Source organism: Thermopolyspora sp. NPDC052614, assembly GCF_040678635.1.
Classification (GTDB): Bacteria; Actinomycetota; Actinomycetes; order Streptosporangiales; family Streptosporangiaceae; genus Thermopolyspora.
Genome location: NZ_JBFATZ010000003.1, coordinates 145,307 through 162,979 on the forward strand (window position 1 = coordinate 145,307; position 17,673 = coordinate 162,979).

Annotated in this window: 16 protein-coding genes and 1 pseudogene; 9 read left to right on the forward strand and 8 right to left on the reverse strand. The window is 67.1% G+C overall.

Annotation, left to right across the window (positions count from 1 at the left end; all coding sequences use genetic code 11):
* Window positions 1–53: 53 nt before the first annotated feature.
* Both AB0K60_RS07285 and AB0K60_RS07290 read right to left on the reverse strand, forming a co-directional pair.
* Window positions 54–443: an RNA-binding S4 domain-containing protein gene (locus AB0K60_RS07285; RefSeq protein ID WP_364049591.1), complete on the reverse strand. Its 390-nt coding sequence runs from the start codon at window positions 441–443 to the stop codon at window positions 54–56.
* A 63-nt stretch (window positions 444–506) separates the two neighbouring features.
* Window positions 507–1,262, reverse strand: coding sequence for an LLM class flavin-dependent oxidoreductase (locus AB0K60_RS07290; protein ID WP_364049593.1), 756 nt, complete (start codon window positions 1,260–1,262; stop codon window positions 507–509).
* Between the two features lie 58 nt (window positions 1,263–1,320).
* Between AB0K60_RS07290 and AB0K60_RS07295 the strand changes: the two genes are divergently transcribed.
* Entirely contained in the window at window positions 1,321–2,844 is a 1,524-nt protein-coding gene (locus AB0K60_RS07295; RefSeq protein ID WP_364049595.1) for a recombinase family protein, read from the forward strand.
* Between the two features lie 778 nt (window positions 2,845–3,622).
* Complete coding sequence (locus AB0K60_RS07300) at window positions 3,623–4,990, forward strand: replication initiator (protein ID WP_364049597.1); 1,368 nt, start codon at window positions 3,623–3,625, stop codon at window positions 4,988–4,990.
* Window positions 4,991–5,313: 323 nt separating this feature from the next.
* On the opposite strand, the gene AB0K60_RS07305 is transcribed toward AB0K60_RS07300, so the two are convergent.
* The gene (locus AB0K60_RS07305; RefSeq protein WP_364049599.1) at window positions 5,314–6,657 is read right to left on the reverse strand and encodes a helix-turn-helix transcriptional regulator; all 1,344 of its coding nucleotides are present in this window, start codon (window positions 6,655–6,657) and stop codon (window positions 5,314–5,316) included.
* 175 nt (window positions 6,658–6,832) lie between these two features.
* Here AB0K60_RS07305 and AB0K60_RS07310 point away from each other — a divergent pair, with 175 nt between their 5' ends.
* The 4 genes from AB0K60_RS07310 to AB0K60_RS07325 all read left to right on the forward strand — a co-directional run bounded on the left by AB0K60_RS07310 (window position 6,833) and on the right by AB0K60_RS07325 (window position 9,164).
* On the forward strand, window positions 6,833–7,168 hold the full coding sequence (locus AB0K60_RS07310) for a hypothetical protein (RefSeq protein ID WP_364049601.1): 336 nt from the start codon (window positions 6,833–6,835) through the stop codon (window positions 7,166–7,168).
* Window positions 7,169–7,186: 18 nt separating this feature from the next.
* Window positions 7,187–7,492 (forward strand): hypothetical protein, encoded by a 306-nt coding sequence (locus AB0K60_RS07315; protein ID WP_364049603.1) that lies wholly within the window; start codon window positions 7,187–7,189, stop codon window positions 7,490–7,492.
* Window positions 7,489–7,764 (forward strand): hypothetical protein, encoded by a 276-nt coding sequence (locus tag AB0K60_RS07320; protein ID WP_364049605.1) that lies wholly within the window; start codon window positions 7,489–7,491, stop codon window positions 7,762–7,764. The genes AB0K60_RS07315 and AB0K60_RS07320 overlap by 4 nt, the downstream gene beginning before the upstream one ends.
* Window positions 7,765–8,669: 905 nt before the next feature.
* On the forward strand, window positions 8,670–9,164 hold the full coding sequence (locus tag AB0K60_RS07325; RefSeq protein WP_364049607.1) for a hypothetical protein: 495 nt from the start codon (window positions 8,670–8,672) through the stop codon (window positions 9,162–9,164).
* Between the two features lie 466 nt (window positions 9,165–9,630).
* Here the strand turns inward: AB0K60_RS07325 and AB0K60_RS07330 are convergent.
* Window positions 9,631–9,891: pseudogene (locus AB0K60_RS07330) on the reverse strand (LLM class flavin-dependent oxidoreductase); the annotation flags it as partial.
* A gap of 214 nt (window positions 9,892–10,105) precedes the next feature.
* On the opposite strand from AB0K60_RS07330, the gene AB0K60_RS07335 reads away from it, so the two are divergent.
* Together AB0K60_RS07335 and AB0K60_RS07340 are read left to right on the forward strand one after the other, a co-directional pair.
* Entirely contained in the window at window positions 10,106–10,297 is a 192-nt protein-coding gene (locus AB0K60_RS07335) for a hypothetical protein (RefSeq protein WP_364049609.1), read from the forward strand.
* Entirely contained in the window at window positions 10,294–13,302 is a 3,009-nt protein-coding gene (locus tag AB0K60_RS07340; protein ID WP_364049611.1) for a DUF6493 family protein, read from the forward strand. Before AB0K60_RS07335 ends, AB0K60_RS07340 begins: the two co-directional genes overlap by 4 nt.
* A 259-nt stretch (window positions 13,303–13,561) precedes the next feature.
* Here AB0K60_RS07340 and AB0K60_RS07345 read toward each other — a convergent pair whose 3' ends face one another.
* Genes AB0K60_RS07345 through AB0K60_RS07360 form a run of 4 tightly spaced genes read right to left on the reverse strand, consistent with a single transcriptional unit; the run spans window position 13,562 to window position 16,282 of the window.
* On the reverse strand, window positions 13,562–14,380 hold the full coding sequence (locus AB0K60_RS07345; RefSeq protein ID WP_364049613.1) for a MerR family transcriptional regulator: 819 nt from the start codon (window positions 14,378–14,380) through the stop codon (window positions 13,562–13,564).
* Between the two features lie 20 nt (window positions 14,381–14,400).
* Window positions 14,401–14,673, reverse strand: coding sequence for a hypothetical protein (locus AB0K60_RS07350; RefSeq protein WP_364049615.1), 273 nt, complete (start codon window positions 14,671–14,673; stop codon window positions 14,401–14,403).
* A 41-nt stretch (window positions 14,674–14,714) separates the two neighbouring features.
* Window positions 14,715–15,437 carry a protein phosphatase 2C domain-containing protein gene (locus AB0K60_RS07355; protein WP_364049617.1) on the reverse strand — a complete coding sequence of 241 codons (723 nt, stop codon included), beginning with the start codon at window positions 15,435–15,437 and terminating at the stop codon, window positions 14,715–14,717.
* Between the two features lie 11 nt (window positions 15,438–15,448).
* Window positions 15,449–16,282, reverse strand: coding sequence for a GntR family transcriptional regulator (locus AB0K60_RS07360; RefSeq protein WP_364049619.1), 834 nt, complete (start codon window positions 16,280–16,282; stop codon window positions 15,449–15,451).
* 357 nt (window positions 16,283–16,639) lie between these two features.
* On the opposite strand from AB0K60_RS07360, the gene AB0K60_RS07365 reads away from it, so the two are divergent.
* Window positions 16,640–17,380, forward strand: coding sequence for a hypothetical protein (locus AB0K60_RS07365; protein WP_364049621.1), 741 nt, complete (start codon window positions 16,640–16,642; stop codon window positions 17,378–17,380).
* Window positions 17,381–17,673: the final 293 nt, after the last annotated feature.

A 17,673-nucleotide genomic window follows, 5' to 3' on the forward strand; every position in this document is an offset into this window, starting at 1 on the left:
CCACCCCCGGACGCCTGCCCGCCCTCGGACCGGCGGCGTGCCGGGGGGCGGCGTCATCCCGGACGGCCGCGGCGGCCCAGCAGCTTCTCGATGCTGCGGCGCTCGCGCTTGGTGGGGCGGCCCGCGCCGCGAGCGCGTACGGCGACCGGCACGATCTCCTCGCGGGGCGGCGGCGGAGGGCTCTTGTCGATGTAGCACTCGGCGGCCACGGCGGCACCCACCCGCTTGGTGATGATCTTGGAGACGACGGCGATCCGCTCGCGCCCTTCGTGCCGCAGGCGAACCTCGTCGCCGGGGCGGATCGCGTGCGCGGGCTTGACGCGTACGCCGTTGACCCGCACGTGACCGCCCCGGCAGGCGTTGGCGGCGACCGACCGGGTCTTGGTCAGCCGCACCGCCCAGATCCAGATGTCCACCCGCGTACTCGGCTGCTCATCCGCCACCCCGTCACTTTACCGACCCACCACCCCGATGAGCGGAACCGCCGGTGGACCGTCTGCCGCCCGTCAGCGCCAGCCGAGCTCCGGGGCGACGTGGGTCAGGATCGACGAGAGCAGGTGGGCGTTGTAGTCCACGCCGAGCTGGCTGGGCACCGTCAGCAGGAGCGTGTCGGCCGCGGCGATCGCCTCGTCGCCGGCCAGCTCCTTGACCAGCACGTCCGGCTCGGCGGCGTACGTGCGCCCGAAGATGGCCCTGGTGGTCGGGTCGATGTAGCCGATCTGGTCGGAGCTGTCGCGGTCGCGGCCGAAGTACGCGCGGTCCATGTCGTTGACGATCGGCATGATCGAGCGACTCACCGACACCCGCGGCTCGCTCTCGTGACCGGCCTCCTTCCACGCCTCCCGGTAGGCCGCGATCTGCTCGGCCTGCTGCACGTGGAACGGCTTGCCGCTCTCGTCCTCCTTGAGGGTGGAGCTCATCAGGTGCATGCCCAGCCCGGCGGCCCACTTCGCGGTGGCGTTCGAGCTGGAACCCCACCAGATCCGCTGCCGCAGCCCTTCCGAGTGCGGTTCGAGGCGCAGCAGGCCGGGCGGGTTGGGGAACATCGGCCGCGGGTTCGGCTGGGCGAATCCCTTGCCCTCCAGCAGCTTGAGGAAGACCTCGGCGTGCCCGCGCGCCATGTCCGCCTCGGTCTCGCCCTCGGCCGGGGCGTAGCCGAAGTAGCGCCAGCCGTCGATCACCTGCTCGGGGGATCCGCGGCTGATGCCGAGCTGCAGCCGCCCGCCCGCGATGAGGTCGGCCGCGCCGGCGTCCTCGACCATGTAGAACGGGTTCTAGTTTTGCATTTGAAGTAAGATGAGGCTCGTCAGGAGGGCTCCAATGCAGAACGTTCCGGCACTCACCTCGGGTTCGCTCCCCGTCGTCTCCTACGCGCGTGCCTCGGCGGACAAGAGGAAGGATGAGCACAGCGTCGAAGATCAGCACCGGTTCAACCGACAGACGGCGGCGAGGTACGACTGGGTCGTGGTGCACGAGTTCACCGACAACGACAAGTCGGCGGCTAAGGCGGACGTCGTACGGGATGAGTTTGAGATCATGCTGAAGGTGCTGAGGGCGGGCAGGCTGGCGGATGGTACGCCGGTTCAGGGCGTGGTGGTCACTGCGGATGATCGTCTGGTACGTCGGCCCGGCGACTATGAACGGTTCGTCGAAGCGATCACCTACAGGGATGGACGGGTATACGCCGACAAGAAGACCGGCCAGAAGGATCTATACAGCGAAGACGTCGAGAGCATGGGCCTGTTCGGTGCGGTGATCTCCAAGATGGAGGTACGCAAGATGCAGCGTCGGATGCGGGACTCGCATCGGTCGCGGGCGCTGCGGGGGAAGCCGGGGGGTGGTCCGCGCCCGTTCGGGTGGAACGCCGATGGCACTTTGAACAAGGCTGAGGCTGATCTCCTACGGAAGGCGGCCGAAGACTTGCTGAGCGGGCGGTCCCAGAACTCGATCGTGTCGGAGTGGCAGCGGAAGGGTGTCGAAACCTCGCGCGGCAACGTCTGGACGGTGAACTCGTTGAAGGCGGCGCTGCGCGCTCCGCGCATCTGCGGCTATCGGGAGATCAACGGCGAGTTGATCAGGGGCGCTGACGGTGAGCCGGTGGTCGGGCAGTGGGAAGCGATTATCAAGCCCTCGCAGTGGGCCGCGATTCGCGAACTGTACGACGGGCGCAAGAGGAATGCCCCCGGGCGGAGTATCGACAGGCCCCACTCTGAGGACTATCGGGACCCGACGTATCTGCTGTCCGGCATTTTGCGTTGCGGACGCGCGAATGACGGTTTGCCCTGCAACACGGCCTTGCGCGCCAAACCCCAGAGGGACGCTACGTATCACGCGTACGGTTGTCCGAGCAAGTCTGAGGGCGGCTGCGGGGGCGTACATCGACGCGGGGACCTGGTTGACCTGTTCATCTCTGAGGCGGTGCTGGCCAAGTTGGAAGAGGCGCAGTTCACCGCACGGGCCGACGCGGGCGAGTGGGACAAGCAATCGGAACTGGATGCGACGACGGAACAGCTTGAGGAGCTGAAACAAAAGTGGATTAGCAAGCAGGTGACCAACGACATGTTCTTTGCGCTGGCTCCTCGGCTTGAGCGGGAGGTCAACCGGCTTCGCGGAGAGAAGGCTAAGTTCGAGGCGGCGGCGGCCCGTGAGCAGATCAAGGCGTCCACCGATGTCGCCGAGATCCGGCGGCGGTGGTTCCTGCCCGAGAGTGAGGGCGGATTGCCGATCTCGATTAAGCGCACTTACATTCGCAGAGCGCTGCACGCGGTGATCGTGTATCCGGCGGTCAGGGGAAGCAAGAGGTTTGATCCTGACCTGCTTGAGCCGATATGGCGTGAGGAGTAGACGTCCCAGACGTCTGGCGGAAAGACGGGGAGCTGGCCACCTTACCGAAAGGTGACAGCTCCCTTTCTTATGCCCATACGCAGCTCTATGCGGCGGGACGCCATGGGACGCCACGAGACACCGTGAGACACCGTGGGACGCTGCGAAACCATGCCGAGCAGGCATACTAATGAACTCTGAGCTGGGGTTATCCGTTGGATAGAGGGCATACTGGAACCGACCGAAGCCACCGACCCCCGACCGTAGGGAAGCCAGCGAGAAACCGGCACGCGACTTATCGGGCGTGAGATAGCCACCGGGACATAAAACAGACAGAAAACCTGATTGCTGTTCCGCTGGAGGGACCCGGCCCAGCGGTAGGCCACGAATCAGGGCACGCCCACCCGGTATATAAGACATCGCACATAAAGAGGCTGACACTCCAAATTCCTCTCGCTGAGGCCAAGACATCACCGACGCTCGCCCGGCACGCCTTCGGGTACCTGGTGAGGGCGGCTTGGCTGCCCTCCGCCGTGGGACGGCGGCACCCTGCGAGGAAAGGAGTCATCACGGACCCTGCGTCCTACGCGGCGCTTGCTCGGGAGTGGGGCAAGCGTCAGGCCGCCAAGTCCCCTCGATGGCAGAAGGACAAGTGGAGCGATGTCGCTGCCATCTTCGGCGCTCAGCTCGCCGATATCCCCCACGCTGCCCGGTCCGCCGACCAGGACGGCAGGGATGCCGCATGACAGGGCATCCCGACCTTCCTCCGGATCTGATCGCAGCCGTCCAGCGCGCGACCATGCCCGACTTCGCCCGGTGGCAACAGATGGTCTACGCAACCGGCGGCTGCGCTCATCCGATCCGGCTCCACGGGGAACGCCTGACCGTGGACACCGGCACGGGCGAGATCGTTGACGTCTACCGCACGGCCGATGAACCAACCGGCTACCTGCTCACCGCGTGCGGCAACCGGCGCGCGTCGGTCTGCCCGTCGTGTGCGGCCACCTACCGGGACGACACCTATCACTTGATCCTGTCCGGCCTGCGCGGCGGGAAGGGCGTTCCCGAGGACGTGTCAGCCCATCCACGTGTGTTCGCCACCTTCACCGCGCCGTCCTTCGGGGCGGTGCACGCCCGTCGTGAGAAGGAAGGAACGGCGATGCCCTGTCGGCCTCGGCGCGACAACCCCGCGTGTCGGCACGGGCGGCCGAAAAGCTGCGGCAAGCGACACGCGGAAGATGATCCGCAGATCGGGCAACCGCTCTGCGTGGACTGCTACGACTACATCGGGGCCGTGTTGTGGAACGCGCATGCGGGTGAGCTGTGGCGGCGCTTCACTCAGGCGCTCCCGGCAGTACTCGCCCGGACGCTGGGCATCTCCCGCGCGGAGCTTCGCCGGCGGCTGCGCGTCTCCTATGCCAAGGTCGCCGAATATCAAGCTCGGGGCCTGGTCCACTTCCATGCCGTGATCCGCCTGGACGGCCCGAAAGGTCCCGCCGATGTCCCCCCGGGCTGGGCCACGGTGGAATTGCTGGAGCATTCCATACGGCAGGCCGCCGACACCGTGTCGGTTCGGGTCCGATCCCCGGTCCCCGGCGGTCCGCCTCTGGAACTGGTTTGGGGCCGTCAACTCGACATCGAGCCGCTGTATGTGGCGGCGGGTCTGGAAGAGGTCTCAGATGAGCGTGTGGCCTCCTACGTGGCCAAGTACGCCACCAAGGGGGCCGAAGCCTCCGGCACGGTGGATCACCCGATCCGGCACGCCGGGGAGATCGCCCGGCTCAAGGTCACCGAGCATGCCCGGCGAATGATCTACGCCTGCTTCGCCCTGGACGGCTCGCCGAACTATTCCAAGATCGGCCTGCAGCGGTGGGCTCACATGCTGGGCTACCGGGGGCATTTCTCGACCAAGAGCCGCCGCTACTCCACCACGCTGGGCACCCTGCGGCAGGCACGTGCCGACCATCGGGCCGAGCAAGCGCGGCAACGCATGGGCCTGCCCGACCCTCCCGGGCAGGACACGGTCACCCTGGGCACGTGGCGCTACGTCGGGAGCGGCCACCGTGAGGGCGAACACATGTGGGCACAGATCGCCCGGCAACGGATCGCCACCGCCCGCAAGATCGCGCGAGAGAAGGACCAGACAACCGAGAGCCATGATCCCTAAGAAGGGAGGATACGGTCGTCTCGTCGGGGTGGGGCCTGGTCGGCGTCGCGCCGAATGCGGCGGGCCTGGAAGTGGCAGGGTGTTACGCGGATGGCTCCTGCGCCACTTCCCCCCGTCCCCGATGGCTGCCCCTGGCGCGACTGCCGCCCGGGTTCTGTCAATCCCGGCTTCGCGTGTTCCATTGCCCGGCACCTTCCTCGCGCGCTGGTTGTCCTGCCCGCAGAGCCGGGATTGACAGGTTCCGGGTGCCGCGCATCATCGGGCAGCGGGGGCGGGGTACGGCGAGAACCACAACTCGATGCGCCTTGCACCTCGTCACACGATCAGACGACGGATGGCGGGGGCACGGTGGCTGCGGTGGCAATGAGGGAGCGCAACTCCTGTGTGGCCTCTGACTTTTGCTCCTGCGGGGGAAGGGCGTCAATGATCTGGCTGCCGATCGTCCGTCGCACGGCGCTGAGGGACATCTCGTTGCCCGCTTCGACGGCGAGGCGGATTCCCTCGGTGTCCCGCTTCGTCACGAGGGCGAACGCACGGACGAACTTGAGGTTTGCGGCCGCACCTTTTTGTGATGATCGCGCGTAGATGACTTCTGCTTCGTCGATCGCCCTTCGCGCGTGATCATGCTCTCCTATGAGGGCGTGCACGTAGCCCTTTACCCATAGCCGGTTGCTGGCTCCCATCCAGTTAGACGGGCCAACGGGGCTGTTCAGCGTGGAGGACTGTTCCCAGATGGCGGTCATTTTCTTGAGCGCATCCTGGGCGTCCCTCTTGTTGTCGTCGGTCGCGTTTGCTATCGCGCGCATGCTCTGAGCTGTGGCCGCTCCGGGAGATGGCTTGTTGCCTGCGAGCTCAAGTGCATCCTTGGTAAGGCGGCGAACGATGGGAAGGGGGCGTCCGCTGAACAGGCCGCTGGATGCCTCTAGGCCGCGTACCCACGCGGCTAGGGCTCGGTCTGCGGAGGCATCGGCGAAGCGGCGTGCGGTGGCGAACGCCTGTTCCGCGCTTTGACGCTGGCCGACGTCGTTGAGATCGCAACCCATCAGGGCGGCGAGTTGGGCGGCGATACCGGTCAGGCCGCTGCGGGTTACGCCGGATTCGGCATGGTTGAGTGCCCCGGTCACCCTTAGCAGATCGGATGCCAACGAGGGGATCGCCGCTCCCGGCCGGTTGGCAGTCCAGTCCAGCCATCGCTCGTATACCGTCCATTCCCATTCGTCGGTGCTTGGGAAGGCATGGCCAAGGGTTTTATCGGCCTGGGCGAATATACGATTTAGGACGTCAGGGTTTACGGCGCTTCCGACTCCCATGGTTGCGATCATCTGCATGAGTGCTCGGCGTTCCATGTCTTCGTCCTCGTCTTGAGTGACTGCTTGCGGCTCCACGGTACTCCTAATTCGGTCATTCTGGTTGAGGACGACAGGAAGGGTCACAAGTCGACCGCCCGCGTCATATAAGTGATCAAGTTCGCCAATAACGTCTTCGGGTATCGGGCGTTCGGCGCGCTCCCATCTGGCCAGTTGGGATAGATCGCGATGTAGGGCCTGTGCGGCGGCTTCAAGGGTCATGCCTCGGAACTGCCGCCACCATCTGAGCGCGGAACCGGTCATGTGAGCTGGGAAGTCGTCAGGAGTGACGGGCTTGGACGATTTGGACGGCCTGCGCATTTTCTCCCCGCCTTTTGGACAATTGGACGACCATTGGCCAAAGGAAAGCGTTCCCTGTTCTTTGGCTTATCCCCATCATGGCATCACGGGAAAACACCCCGGGAAAAAAGCGGGACCCGCAGGCGATCTCAGCGCCGTACGGGTCCCTTGGATCAGGAAGCGAGGTTCCCGACCCATGACAGCAGATGGTAGACCTCTCGGTGCCGGAGCGGCACTGGGCGCGTTCGTGTGGGAGCCGGTGCCCGATGACGGGTGTTGGCGGCATCTGGCGGGTTTCTGCTCCGGCGGGGTCGTGCGTGAGCTGGTGCGGCACCTCCATCAGGAGGCGTGGGGCATCCGGCGTACCGACGGTAAGGGCAACGCGGTGATCGTGGTGCGCGGTTCGTCGGAGGAGATCGAGGACATCTGGCACCGGATTCAGCGGGCCATCCTGCCCCGGCGGTGGCGGGACGAGGGGTTGCCGCCCGCCCCGTCGCCGTGTGGCGCGGGTCGCGTCCTTGCGGGGAAGTAGGTGGGGCCGGTGCGGTGCATGAGCGCCGAAGCCATCGGCCCGGGTGCCTCCGGGCTCCTGTATCGGGCGGCCGTCGCCGTGGCCGACGTGGCGGGCGAATACCCGGGGACCAGCGTGTACGTGGGCGGCGCGCTGGGCATGCTGGCGGTCCTGTCGGCCATCGCGATCACGCGTCCGCGTGTGTTCTCGGCGGTGCTGGATGCGGTGTCGGCCGAGAACCGGTTCGATCGCCGCGTGGTGCTGGGGGTCACGGTGGTGATGTGGTCGGCGGGATGGCCGGTCACGCTGCTGGCGATTCTCGCCCGCCTGGCCTGGAGGCGGTGATCGTGGCAGGTCAAGGGCGGCACCGCGCCGGAAGTCCGTACCAGTCGGTACGGCCGCGCTTGTGGGATGAGCGTGAGCGCGCGTGGGCGACCCATCTGGACCACAGCGCGCCGAACTGGTCGATCATCTACGGGGTGTGGAGCCGTCTGTACTTCGCGTTCGCGGCGTGGCCGGTGGAGCGGGCGCTCGTTGTCGATGCACCCACCCCTGAGAGGCTGTGGGCGGCGATGCAGGAGGCGGAGATGCCCTGGGCGGCGACGGGAGGAAAGTGATCCCCTGCTTGCCGATCCTCCGGCATCTGCTCGCCCCTGCCGGGGAGTGAGAACGGGCTGACTGACTGGACGCCTGGCTCGCCAAGTTGGAGCGGCGGCATCGGCCTTGGGGCTATTCCCTAAGAGCTGGGCGCGGCGGCGCGTGGTTCCTCCGACAGGAAGGAGAGTGCGGTGAACTGGCGGGGATTCCCGTGTCGTCGCGTCCGGTGTCCGGCCCTGCATTGCGCCCCACACTCCCGTACTCCCGGCGTTGTGGGGCCGGACACTTTCAAGACGCGGGCGCGGCCGGTGAGGTACTCACGGCGGGATATGAGCGCCGTGGGGCGGAGGCCCGCCGACCGCGTCCGTTCCATCCCTGATGCCCAGCGAGAGGAGATCGATGATCTGATCGGCGACATGGGAGCAAAGTGATTACAAGACCCTCGACCTGCGGTCCGGACGGGGGTCTTGTGTCATGCGGGAATCGCAAGGCGGAGAATAAAAAGGTCCCCACACATCAGGTATAGAGTTTGACACGCCACGAAGTCGGATATTTCTGACCTCTGCATTCACTTGCGGATTCATGGCGAGAAGTACTTGTCGGGCGGGCTATCCTGTCCTATTCTCTGCGCGACCGCCTACTAGACAATAGAAAGGAGTGGAATTCGATGGCTGGTAAATGTCCCGAGTGCAACACTCGGTTCATCCAGATCAATGCGGGTGACACCGTGCCGAGTCATCGCGCGCCGGGCGCGGCCGGCACGTGCGACGGCTCGGGCAAGAGTGCGAACCCGGACTAGGGTGAGGTAACGGGCGGTCGGGTGTGATGCCCGATCGCCCGTCTCCGCGGAGTGTGCACACTGCCACCTGGGAAGCACCTAGACTCTCCCCGGTACCTGGCGTCTATCAGAGCACGATGGGGAACGATGCGAGCGGCACGCTTTGAGCGCTACCTACGCGATCTTCTGGCGGGTAGCGGTAACCTTGCGATCAAGGATGTCATGACCTTTGGCGAAGTTGGCTACGATTCCCTTCCGAATGGCCTTCAGGTGTCGTTCCTGACAGGAGCACGCATTTATTTGCAGGTCGTACGCACCTCGCCGCCCGGGGGTGACAGCCTCGATAATCCGGAGATCATAAAGAGCGGGGAGGCTCTCGCTCTGGTCCCAGAGCCCGCGTTCGGCGTCGAAAACAACCGTGTGAACGTGAAGAAGTTCGAGGTGTGGCTGACGGCAAGGATCAACAACAGCGGAAATTCAGAGATTCAGGGCGTGAGGAACTTCCAGGGGAAAGCGCACAGGTACGGAATAGATGTAGTTTTCTACAACGGCGCTCACGCCTACGTGTACTTTCCATATACGCTGAGTTCCGGGCAGGAAGCCGGGGCGCACCCCATTTATGAGGCGAAGGAAATCATCTAGAAGCTGCCGCCTCTGCAGTTTCTCCGGCAGGGAGGGCGGGCGACGACTGACGTGTCGGTGCCCCCCTTGGCTCTCCCTGAGATCGCCGCGTGTCCAACCGTCGCGCCCGTGGTGATCGGCGGTGAGGTGATGGAAGGCTCGGCCCCAATGATCTATTCAAGTTTCGTCGCATACGCGGGCGGGGCCGCTTGGGAGCGGCGGGCGGCGGGCGAGCACGGCCCCCCAGGGCCGCGCGCAAGCCCGCCTGGCCCGGGAGCGGAGGCGCGGCGGCCCCGCCCGTGGCGAGCGCAGCGAGCCCTTGACCCTGTAGAGAAAATCATCGCCGAATCGCCTGATAGTCAAGATCGGGAAAGGCGGGTGCATTCGGCAACAGGTGGGCGCGGAGTGAACTGACAGGTCAGGGGCCTGTCGATGGCGGGAGGGCGGCGGACTAGTAGGCAGCCTACCTATTGCATGAAGTGCAGAACGGGTTCTCGTACCGCATGTCGATGACGCCCGTGCCGATCTCGATCCGGCTCGTCCGCGCGCCAACGGCCGCGAGCAACGGGAACGGGCTGGCGAGCTGACGGGCGAAGTGATGGACGCGGAAGTAGGCGCCGTCGGCGCCGAGTTCCTCGGCGGCCACCGCCAGCTCGATCGACTGCAGCAAGGTGTCGGACGCGCTGCGTGCCTTCGAGTACGGCGAGTCCGACCAGTGCCCGAAGCTCAGGAACCCAATCTTCTTCATGCGCCCTTCAACCTTCCTCGCATCAAAGACATTCCGCGAGTGTAGACCGGCGGCGACTGCGCCACGATCCGACGTCTACGGCAGGTCCCGAGCACCGCGGACACGACCGGCCAAGGAAAGGGGCCTGCGGATCCCGCGGAACTGAGCGGTCGGCCCCCTCGCGGCCGGTTCGGAAAGGATGATTCTGTCGGTGATGATCTCTACTCTCCCCGGCATGACTCACGAGATGCGGGCGTACGGCTACGCCCCCCTTTCCCCCCATGTGAACGGCCATCCGGGACCCCCGCCCTCCAACGGCAGGACGGGCCACGGGTCAGGCGCAACCCCGGCGATGCGTGTCGGCGCGAATGCGGACGGCTCGGTGGGCGGCTCGGTGGGCGGCGCGGTCGCGGAGGTGCGGGCGTGAAGGCGTGGCAGGAGGTGCGTGACCTCATCACCAAGCGCAACGTCGAGGCGCTCGCCGATCGAGTGATCGGGTTGAGCGACGACGAGCGGGCCGAGGTGGGCAGGCGGATGCCGGACCTCCTCAACGAGATACGAGAGACCGCTACGCAAAAGGCCCGCAAGGAGATGCCGGGCGGCGACGCCGCAGGTGCGGACGACTGGCTGGTCCGGGCGAATGTCCGCTGGTCGGTGCGCGACGCGATCGAAAGGTACGCGGAGTTGCTGCAGATCGCGGGCGGAGGCACGACCTCCGGCCCGGCGCAGGCCGCCGCCTGGCTGACCCGCCGCGAGTTCAATCCACGGGGGACGTGGTGGCGGCATCTGCACGAACTGGTCCGCGTGCTGACCGCCCGCCCGGCCGACTGGCAGGCCGACGTGGCGAGACGGCTCTGCGGCAGGATCCGGCGTGCCGAGGACCGCGTCGTCCCCTTGGCGCTGGCGATGCTGCGGGCCACCGGCGCGGAGCCGCCGGAGCATGACCCCCTCGTGGTCGCCTGGCTGTCCGCCGACCCGGTGAACGACGACCCGCTGGCGGACGCCCTGCTGCCGCGGATCTTCGAGGCTGAGGGGGCGGGCCGGGCGCTGCGGGAGGAACGGCTGACGCCCTCCCCCTCCCGGCGGCTCGCCCTCATCGGGCGATGGATCGCCGACGGACGGATGTCACGCGAGGAGGTGCTCGACGGGTGCGTGCGCCGGTTCCTGCGCGGAGGCGACGCCACCGACCTGCGCTTCTTCGTACGGTTGCACACCCTGATCGACCCCACGCCGCAGGAGGCGGCGAAGCGGACACGCGACTATCTGCGGCTGCTGGCCTCCTCCCCCGGCAAGGTCGCCGAACTCGCGCTCGCCCAGGTGCGCCGTACCGGCTTCCCCGACCCCGCCGACGCGGCGGAGGCGATCGACGCGCTGACCTTCCGCGCCGAGGCCAAGCTGGTACGCGCGGGCCTGAGCCTGCTGGACGAGCGGGTGCGGCGTTCACCCGAGCACGCCGCCGACCTCGTGCCCGCGCTCGTCACGGCGTTCGCGCACGACTCCGCCGACGTGCAGGAGCACGCGGTACGGCTCGCGGTCAAGCACGCCGCCGCCTTCGCGCCGGCCGCGGACCCGATCGCCGAGGCCGTCCCCCAGCTACGCCCGGAGCTCGGCGCGCAGGTGGCCGCGGTGTTCGGCGGCGATGCGTCGCCGCAGGTCGCGCCGGAGCCGTTCGTGCCCTCCGCGCTGCCCGCCCGCTCCGCGCCCGGCCCGTTTCCCCCGCCCACGGTGCAGATGAACGACCGGTACCTGCACGGCTGGGTGCAGTCCGAGCAGTGGCTGGCCGCCTTCGTCGAGCAGGCGGGACGCGACCGTGCGGCCCTGCGGCAGAGCCTGATTCCGGTCTTCGAAACGTCTCATCCCCACCTTTACGGTTCCGAGCGCTGGCTCGACACCCACTACTGGATCGCCGCGCTCGCCAAAGAGGTCATCTCGCCCGGAACCGACCCCGGCGTACCCGACCCCGAGCCGGTGGACCCCTGGGAGGGATCGAGCTTCCAGGTCCACGTCGCGGCCCTACCCGACGACGAGCCCGCCGAAGATCCGGACGACACACTCGAACCCGGCCAGGCCTCCACGGATGCGGGAGACGGCGAGGAAGCGGAGAAGGAGCCCGCGCGGGCGTTCGGCGATCTGCCGGAGCCTGTCCGGGAGGAGATCTTCCGGCAGATCGCGGAGATCGGCGTGTCCGCCGAGCGGGTGGCGGCGATGCGGGACGGACTGCCCGGGCCGCCGCCCGACCCCGACGAGCCACGCTTCAGCGTTTTCATCGCCTACTGCGGTAACTCGCCGCTTTTCGGTGAACGGCAGGAGCCGGACCCCGCCGTGGAGTTCCGGCGGCGACACCGGTTGCCGCAGCCCCGGCAGGTCTCTCCCCCGCACATGTTCCTGCTCCACCGGCTCTGCGAGATCTACGTGGCGCTGCGACAGGACGCGCTGCCGCCCGTCCTGCTGGCGACGCCCACGCTGCTGACCGGCCATCTCGACCCCGATGTGCTGGTCGACCGGTTGGAGACGTGCGCGAACGCGGGCGTCGAACCGCTGCCCGCCGACTTCCAGCAGGCGCTGCTGAGGCTCCCCCGCGGAACCCATCCCGAAGCCGCCGAGCGTGCCTCGCGGATAGGCTCGCGAGCCGCCGCATCGGCCGCCGCCTGGCTGGCCGGCGGCGGCATGGCCGACCCGGAGACGGGCGTGAAGTGGGCGTACATCGAGGGCGCGACCGAGTATCTCTTCGAAGAACGCGAGCCGGAGTACGGCGAACAGATCCGGCTGCGGCCGGTGCTGCGCGCGGAGCCGACCGGGCACGACCTCATCGACGAGCTGCTGCGGGAGCCGCCGGCGTACCGCCTGGACGACCACGGATACGTCATGTACTGGTGGCCGGCGATCCTGCCGTCGCACCGCGAGGTCATCGCCGTCAACTACCTGCCCCACCTGCTCTACACGTGGCATCATCCGGGCGTCTATCCGGCGTACCTCGCCGCCCTCGCCGACGCCGACGGGCCGGTCGTGGATGCGACCGCGCTGATCCTCGCCTATTTCCTCGCCGATCGGCCCACGGACGGGGTGCCGCTGCTGCTGCGGATGGCCGCCCGAGGCGACCTGCCCGTCGCGGCGCTCGGCCGCCAGCTCGCGTTCCTGGTCCGCCGGACCTGGATCAAGATCCGTCCGGTGCTCGCCTCCCTCACTGAGGCCGCCCACGCGGGAGCACACGAACACGTCTGGGAGGTTCTGCGCACCATGCTCCCGGTCCTGCTCCCCGGCGAGGGCGAGCGGCCGAACACCACCCACACCGAGGCGGTGGCATTCGCCGCCGACGTGGCGACCTGGGTGCAGGCCCGCGGCGAGATCCCGGCCGTGACCGCCTTCGCGAGCAGCGGCCGTCGCAGCCAATTCGTCCGGGAGTGCGTACGGCTGCGCGACCAGCTCCGTTGACGGGAGCCACCGGTCGGAGGGAGTCGGTGCCTGGCAGCCGCTGGTGAGTGAGCACCGGGCGGAGCCAGGCGGTCATGCGAGCCCGGTGGCCCGAGCGCGCTGCCAGGACCGCCTGGTTCCGCCCGTCCTCAACCGCGGGCGGTCAGTTCCGCGACGAAAGCGGGCAATGTAATGATCATCGCGAGGTTGTCGGCGCGCGGTTCGGGCCAGGGGACGTGGATGTGCTCTGGCGGCTCATTGTGGAGGCGCGGGTGACCGGTCACGCGTCCCGGGTGACGGCCTCTTGGATCTCGGTCACCCAGCCCGACGGGTCGCCCTCGCCGTAGACGAGATAGACCTCGCGGGAGGACTCGGTGCCGCGATACCCGTTCTCCTGGATCCACTTCGCGAGGTTCTGGTACGTGGCGCCCACGTTGTCCATACTGCCCCGGTGAATGGTGGTGGCGGCCTGCTCGATCGCCGGCAGGTCGACCACGTCGAAGTCGTAGGTGACGCCGGGTTCGAGGTTCACCTGCGCCCCAGCGTGAACGCGTACGCCCTCGGGGACCTGCTCGTAGTAGGCGATGGCCGGGCCGGTGAACGAGAGCCCGGCGTCCTGGAGTCGCCGGGTGAGTTCCGCGTACAGCGGCTGAATCACCCGACTGATCTTCTCGGTCTCGTAGCTCTCCGCCAGCCCGCTCACCTCGGCCAGCCGGACCGCGGGCACGCTCTTGACCACGACGTCGATCGACATGACGCCCTCCGTCTCAATCATCCGGAGTCTCGCCTCCACCTCGGCCAGTCGCGCCATGTCGGCGGCAACCTGGGCCTCCAGCTCCGCGCGCCGCAGCCGCAACATGCCGTACAACTCCTCCGTGCCGACCTTCTCCTCAAGCACCCTCCCCACCTGTTCGAGGCTGAGACCAAGGTTCTTGAGCGCGATCAGCCGGTTGAGCCGGGCCAGTTGCCCCGCGTCGTAGTACCTGTAGCCGGTGTACGGATCAACTCGGGCGGGCCGAAGCAGGCCAAGCGTGTCGTAGTGCCGCAACATCCGCACCGACACGCGACCAAGACGGGCGAAATCTCCAATACTGAACATGACCTCTCCGGTCTATGACCTCACACGGTGTGAGAGTCAACCGCCCCGTCGTGCAGCGGCGGGGCGCCCGCCCAGACGGGCAGAGGTTCGCAGCCGCGCGCCCAGTCCGCAGGCGGGCGGGCGGTCGTCGGCGAGGCGGCGACGATGCCGACGACGATCGCGCAGGTGGTGTCGACGCCGCCGCCGGCCGCCGTGGTCCACATGGCCGCCGCCACGGCCACGGCGATCGCGCCGGCCACCGACTCGGCATGGGCGTGGGTGACCTGTGCCGACAGTGCCGCCTGCCGTACCACGTTCTTCTCCGTCTGCGTCGTTCAGGAAATCATCATCCTCGTCAGTTCGGCTGATGCTCCCGTACGTCGACGATGACCACGGTGATGTTATCGGGCCCTCCGTGGCCGACGGCCATGTCAACGATGCTCTTACAGGCTTCTTCTGGCGCTTCGATTTGAATCAGGGCGTTTTGGATGGCCTCGTGTGGAACAACACCGCTCAGGCCATCCGAACACAACAAGAAGCGATCCCCTGCTTGGATACTCCGGATGGTGAGGTCGGGGGATCGGCCATCGGCTCTCCCGTCAAGGAACCGGGAGATACGCCCGGGCAGGTTGGGGACGTCGGCGGCGTCGGCCACGAGGTTGCCGTAGGTATGATCCTCCGTGATTTGAATCATCGGGGAGGTCTTGCCGCGCACCAGATAGGCACGGCAGTCGCCCACGTTGGCGAGACCCACGGCCGAACCGGACCACAGCATCGCCACCAACGTGGTACCCATGCCGGCCAGCTTGGGCTCGGTTTCGATCCTGCGGCGCAAGGCCTCGTTGGCAGCGTATACCGCCTGGCCCAGGACGGAGGTGATGTCCGTTGAGGCGGTCGGGCGATCAAAAGATCGCAGGACCTCGATCACTGTGGCGCTGGCGATGTCACCGGCCACATGACCTCCGAGTCCGTCGGCGACCGCGAAAAGATGCCGACCCGCGTAGCAGGCATCCTCGTTGCGCCTACGTACCAGCCCGATATCTGTTCGGGCAGCGACGTCAATGGCGAGGGTACTCATAACGGCGTCACCTAAATCCTGCCGGTCGAGTTGTCAGAGGGCCCTTCAACGTCCTCGGGCCACGGGTCTTGTGCGGACTCATCCCGGTGGAGCACATGCACCGTTTCGACCCTGTCGCCGGCCACGATGTACTCGGTCACCTCGATCGGCTGGCCGTCACGCCCCGATGTCCCGACTCGCACAATTTCCAGTACCGGCAGGCTGGTGGGGATCTCCAGCAGACCGGCCTCGCGTTTCGTGGGCATCCGTGCCCGATGGATCTCCATCCAACTGATGGGCCAATGCCCGGCCTTCTCAATTCGATACAACCAGTCACCTGGCCCCGGAGCCTGCGAAACCACTTCAGGGGCATCGGCTACGGCCCGGGGGTGGATCCACGAGATGTTGATCTGGAACGGAGGCTCGGATTCCGGGCCGGTCACCCGGAAACGGCGCATGACTTCGCTGCCTACCGGGACACCCAGCAACTTAGCGATTCGAGGGTCGGTAAGCGGTTCGGGGCCTGCGACGGGAGGGATGTGGTGTTTCCACACCTCCTGGCCGGTTGCCGAGGGAAAGGAGTATCCGGGGCTGCCTGTCGCCAGGTTCCGCTTCACCAGGTTTCCCCGTGGTCTGCGCAGTCGCATCAGGCCGTGGCGGACGATGATTCCCCGTCCCTGCACCGCCCAGACAAACCCCTCAGACTCCAGAACTGCGATCGCCCGGCCGATTGTGTCCCGGTTCGCCCCGTACTGCTTGGCAAAGTCGTCCAAGCGCGGAAGCTTGGATCCCGGCGCCCACTCGCCGCCCTCAATGCGTGCCCGGATTTGATGGGCGATGTCCAAGTAGCGCGAGTGCACAGCCATCGCACGCCCCTTCCGCCAGCGATTGTCTTGGGACAATGCTTGACAGCTCATCTTGTCATCTCTAAGGATTGTCCCAAGACTATCGCCTCGGTACGAGGTGTCCTGGTAGGCGCACACCGCACTGAGCGGTTTCCCCCCGCTTGTGCCGCGTTGAACCGGCTCAACCGGGACACCGAAGCCGTCCGAGACCGGGCCACTTCTTGATTTCGACAGGAGGCGACTGTCGGCAAGCACGGATTACGCCCAGGAGCTGAACGAGCCCCCGGGTTCAAGCCGCAAGAAGGAAGGAGGGCGGGGCGGCCCTCGCCCGCCAAGACATGGGACCGCCCCTACTCCCTATCTCAAAGGAGCACATCCATGATGACTGATCGCGTCACCGCGGCAGCGCATGAGCAGAGAACAAAGCCTGGAACGGTCCGCCTGGCGCAGTCGCGGGCGGCGACGGCACTGATCAACTTGCTGACCCTCGGCGGGCCAGTGGCGTCCTGGACCATCGGCGACCCTGCGCCCGGCGCGCTGAGCGGTCGAATCGGTGGCGCGGGTGACGACACGCGACGCGCGAACCTGGTGCGGGACTGGGCCGCCAGGCTGGACACGATCGAGCGGTGGGAGCCCTACCGCGATGGCGTTCGCGGGCGACTGGTTGTGGACGCGGTGCTCAATGGGGTCGAAGCACAGGTGTGGGCACCGTTCGCCGTCGTGCCCGACCAGACGAGCGATGAGCGGCGGACGGTCGTCGGTTCTGAGCCAGATTCGGCCGCGACGAAAATCCGCCGCTCGCAGCGGCTGACGGCGCTGGCGCTGACCGAACTGCTGTCGACCGATTCGGCCGCCATGCCTGCGGCCTGGTGGTACGTACCCGCCTGGGAAGACGCCGAATTGGAGGGGCACATCCGCAAGCGGGACGGTGATCACACCGATCGGTTCCGGCTCATCAGCGCGTGGGCCGACGTGTTGCGATCCGTCCCTCGGTGGAGAGAATGGCCTGATCTCCAGGGCGGGGAGTTCAGTGTGACCGGAACGGTCTCCGAGACCCCGGTTGAGGTCTGGACCTGGCTTCCGGGCGATCCCGCCCAGATCGGCGGACGGGGAGGATGAGTCACGGGCCCCAGGCTGCGGCACCGGTTCTAGCCCAACGGACTCACCCCGACTGGACCGGGGTCGGGCTCGATGTGGCGGCGAGGGTGCTGCGGTCGGCGAGGAACTTGTCAACCAGGTGCCGATCGGTTAAAACTCGACGGGCCGAATCGTCGATGCGCGGGTACCACCGGTGAGGCCGTACCGCTTCTGTGCGTGACGGGGGTCGGCGGCGAAACGATGTTGCTGTGACGCACCCGGCCGTCGGGGGCGGTGACCAGTCGGAGTCGGCTGCCGCGCTCGGCGGTCGCCCG

Coding starts and splice junctions, on each gene's coding strand:
- AB0K60_RS07290 (WP_364049593.1), bottom strand. CDS start 1,262: ATGGTCGAGGACGCCGGCGCGGCCGACCTCATCGCGGGCGGGCGGCTG.
- AB0K60_RS07295 (WP_364049595.1), top strand. CDS start 1,321: ATGCAGAACGTTCCGGCACTCACCTCGGGTTCGCTCCCCGTCGTCTCC.
- AB0K60_RS07300 (WP_364049597.1), top strand. CDS start 3,623: ATGCCCGACTTCGCCCGGTGGCAACAGATGGTCTACGCAACCGGCGGC.
- AB0K60_RS07305 (WP_364049599.1), bottom strand. CDS start 6,657: ATGCGCAGGCCGTCCAAATCGTCCAAGCCCGTCACTCCTGACGACTTC.
- AB0K60_RS07310 (WP_364049601.1), top strand. CDS start 6,833: ATGACAGCAGATGGTAGACCTCTCGGTGCCGGAGCGGCACTGGGCGCG.
- AB0K60_RS07315 (WP_364049603.1), top strand. CDS start 7,187: ATGAGCGCCGAAGCCATCGGCCCGGGTGCCTCCGGGCTCCTGTATCGG.
- AB0K60_RS07325 (WP_364049607.1), top strand. CDS start 8,670: ATGCGAGCGGCACGCTTTGAGCGCTACCTACGCGATCTTCTGGCGGGT.
- AB0K60_RS07335 (WP_364049609.1), top strand. CDS start 10,106: ATGACTCACGAGATGCGGGCGTACGGCTACGCCCCCCTTTCCCCCCAT.
- AB0K60_RS07345 (WP_364049613.1), bottom strand. CDS start 14,380: ATGTTCAGTATTGGAGATTTCGCCCGTCTTGGTCGCGTGTCGGTGCGG.
- AB0K60_RS07355 (WP_364049617.1), bottom strand. CDS start 15,437: ATGAGTACCCTCGCCATTGACGTCGCTGCCCGAACAGATATCGGGCTG.
- AB0K60_RS07360 (WP_364049619.1), bottom strand. CDS start 16,282: ATGGCTGTGCACTCGCGCTACTTGGACATCGCCCATCAAATCCGGGCA.
- AB0K60_RS07365 (WP_364049621.1), top strand. CDS start 16,640: ATGATGACTGATCGCGTCACCGCGGCAGCGCATGAGCAGAGAACAAAG.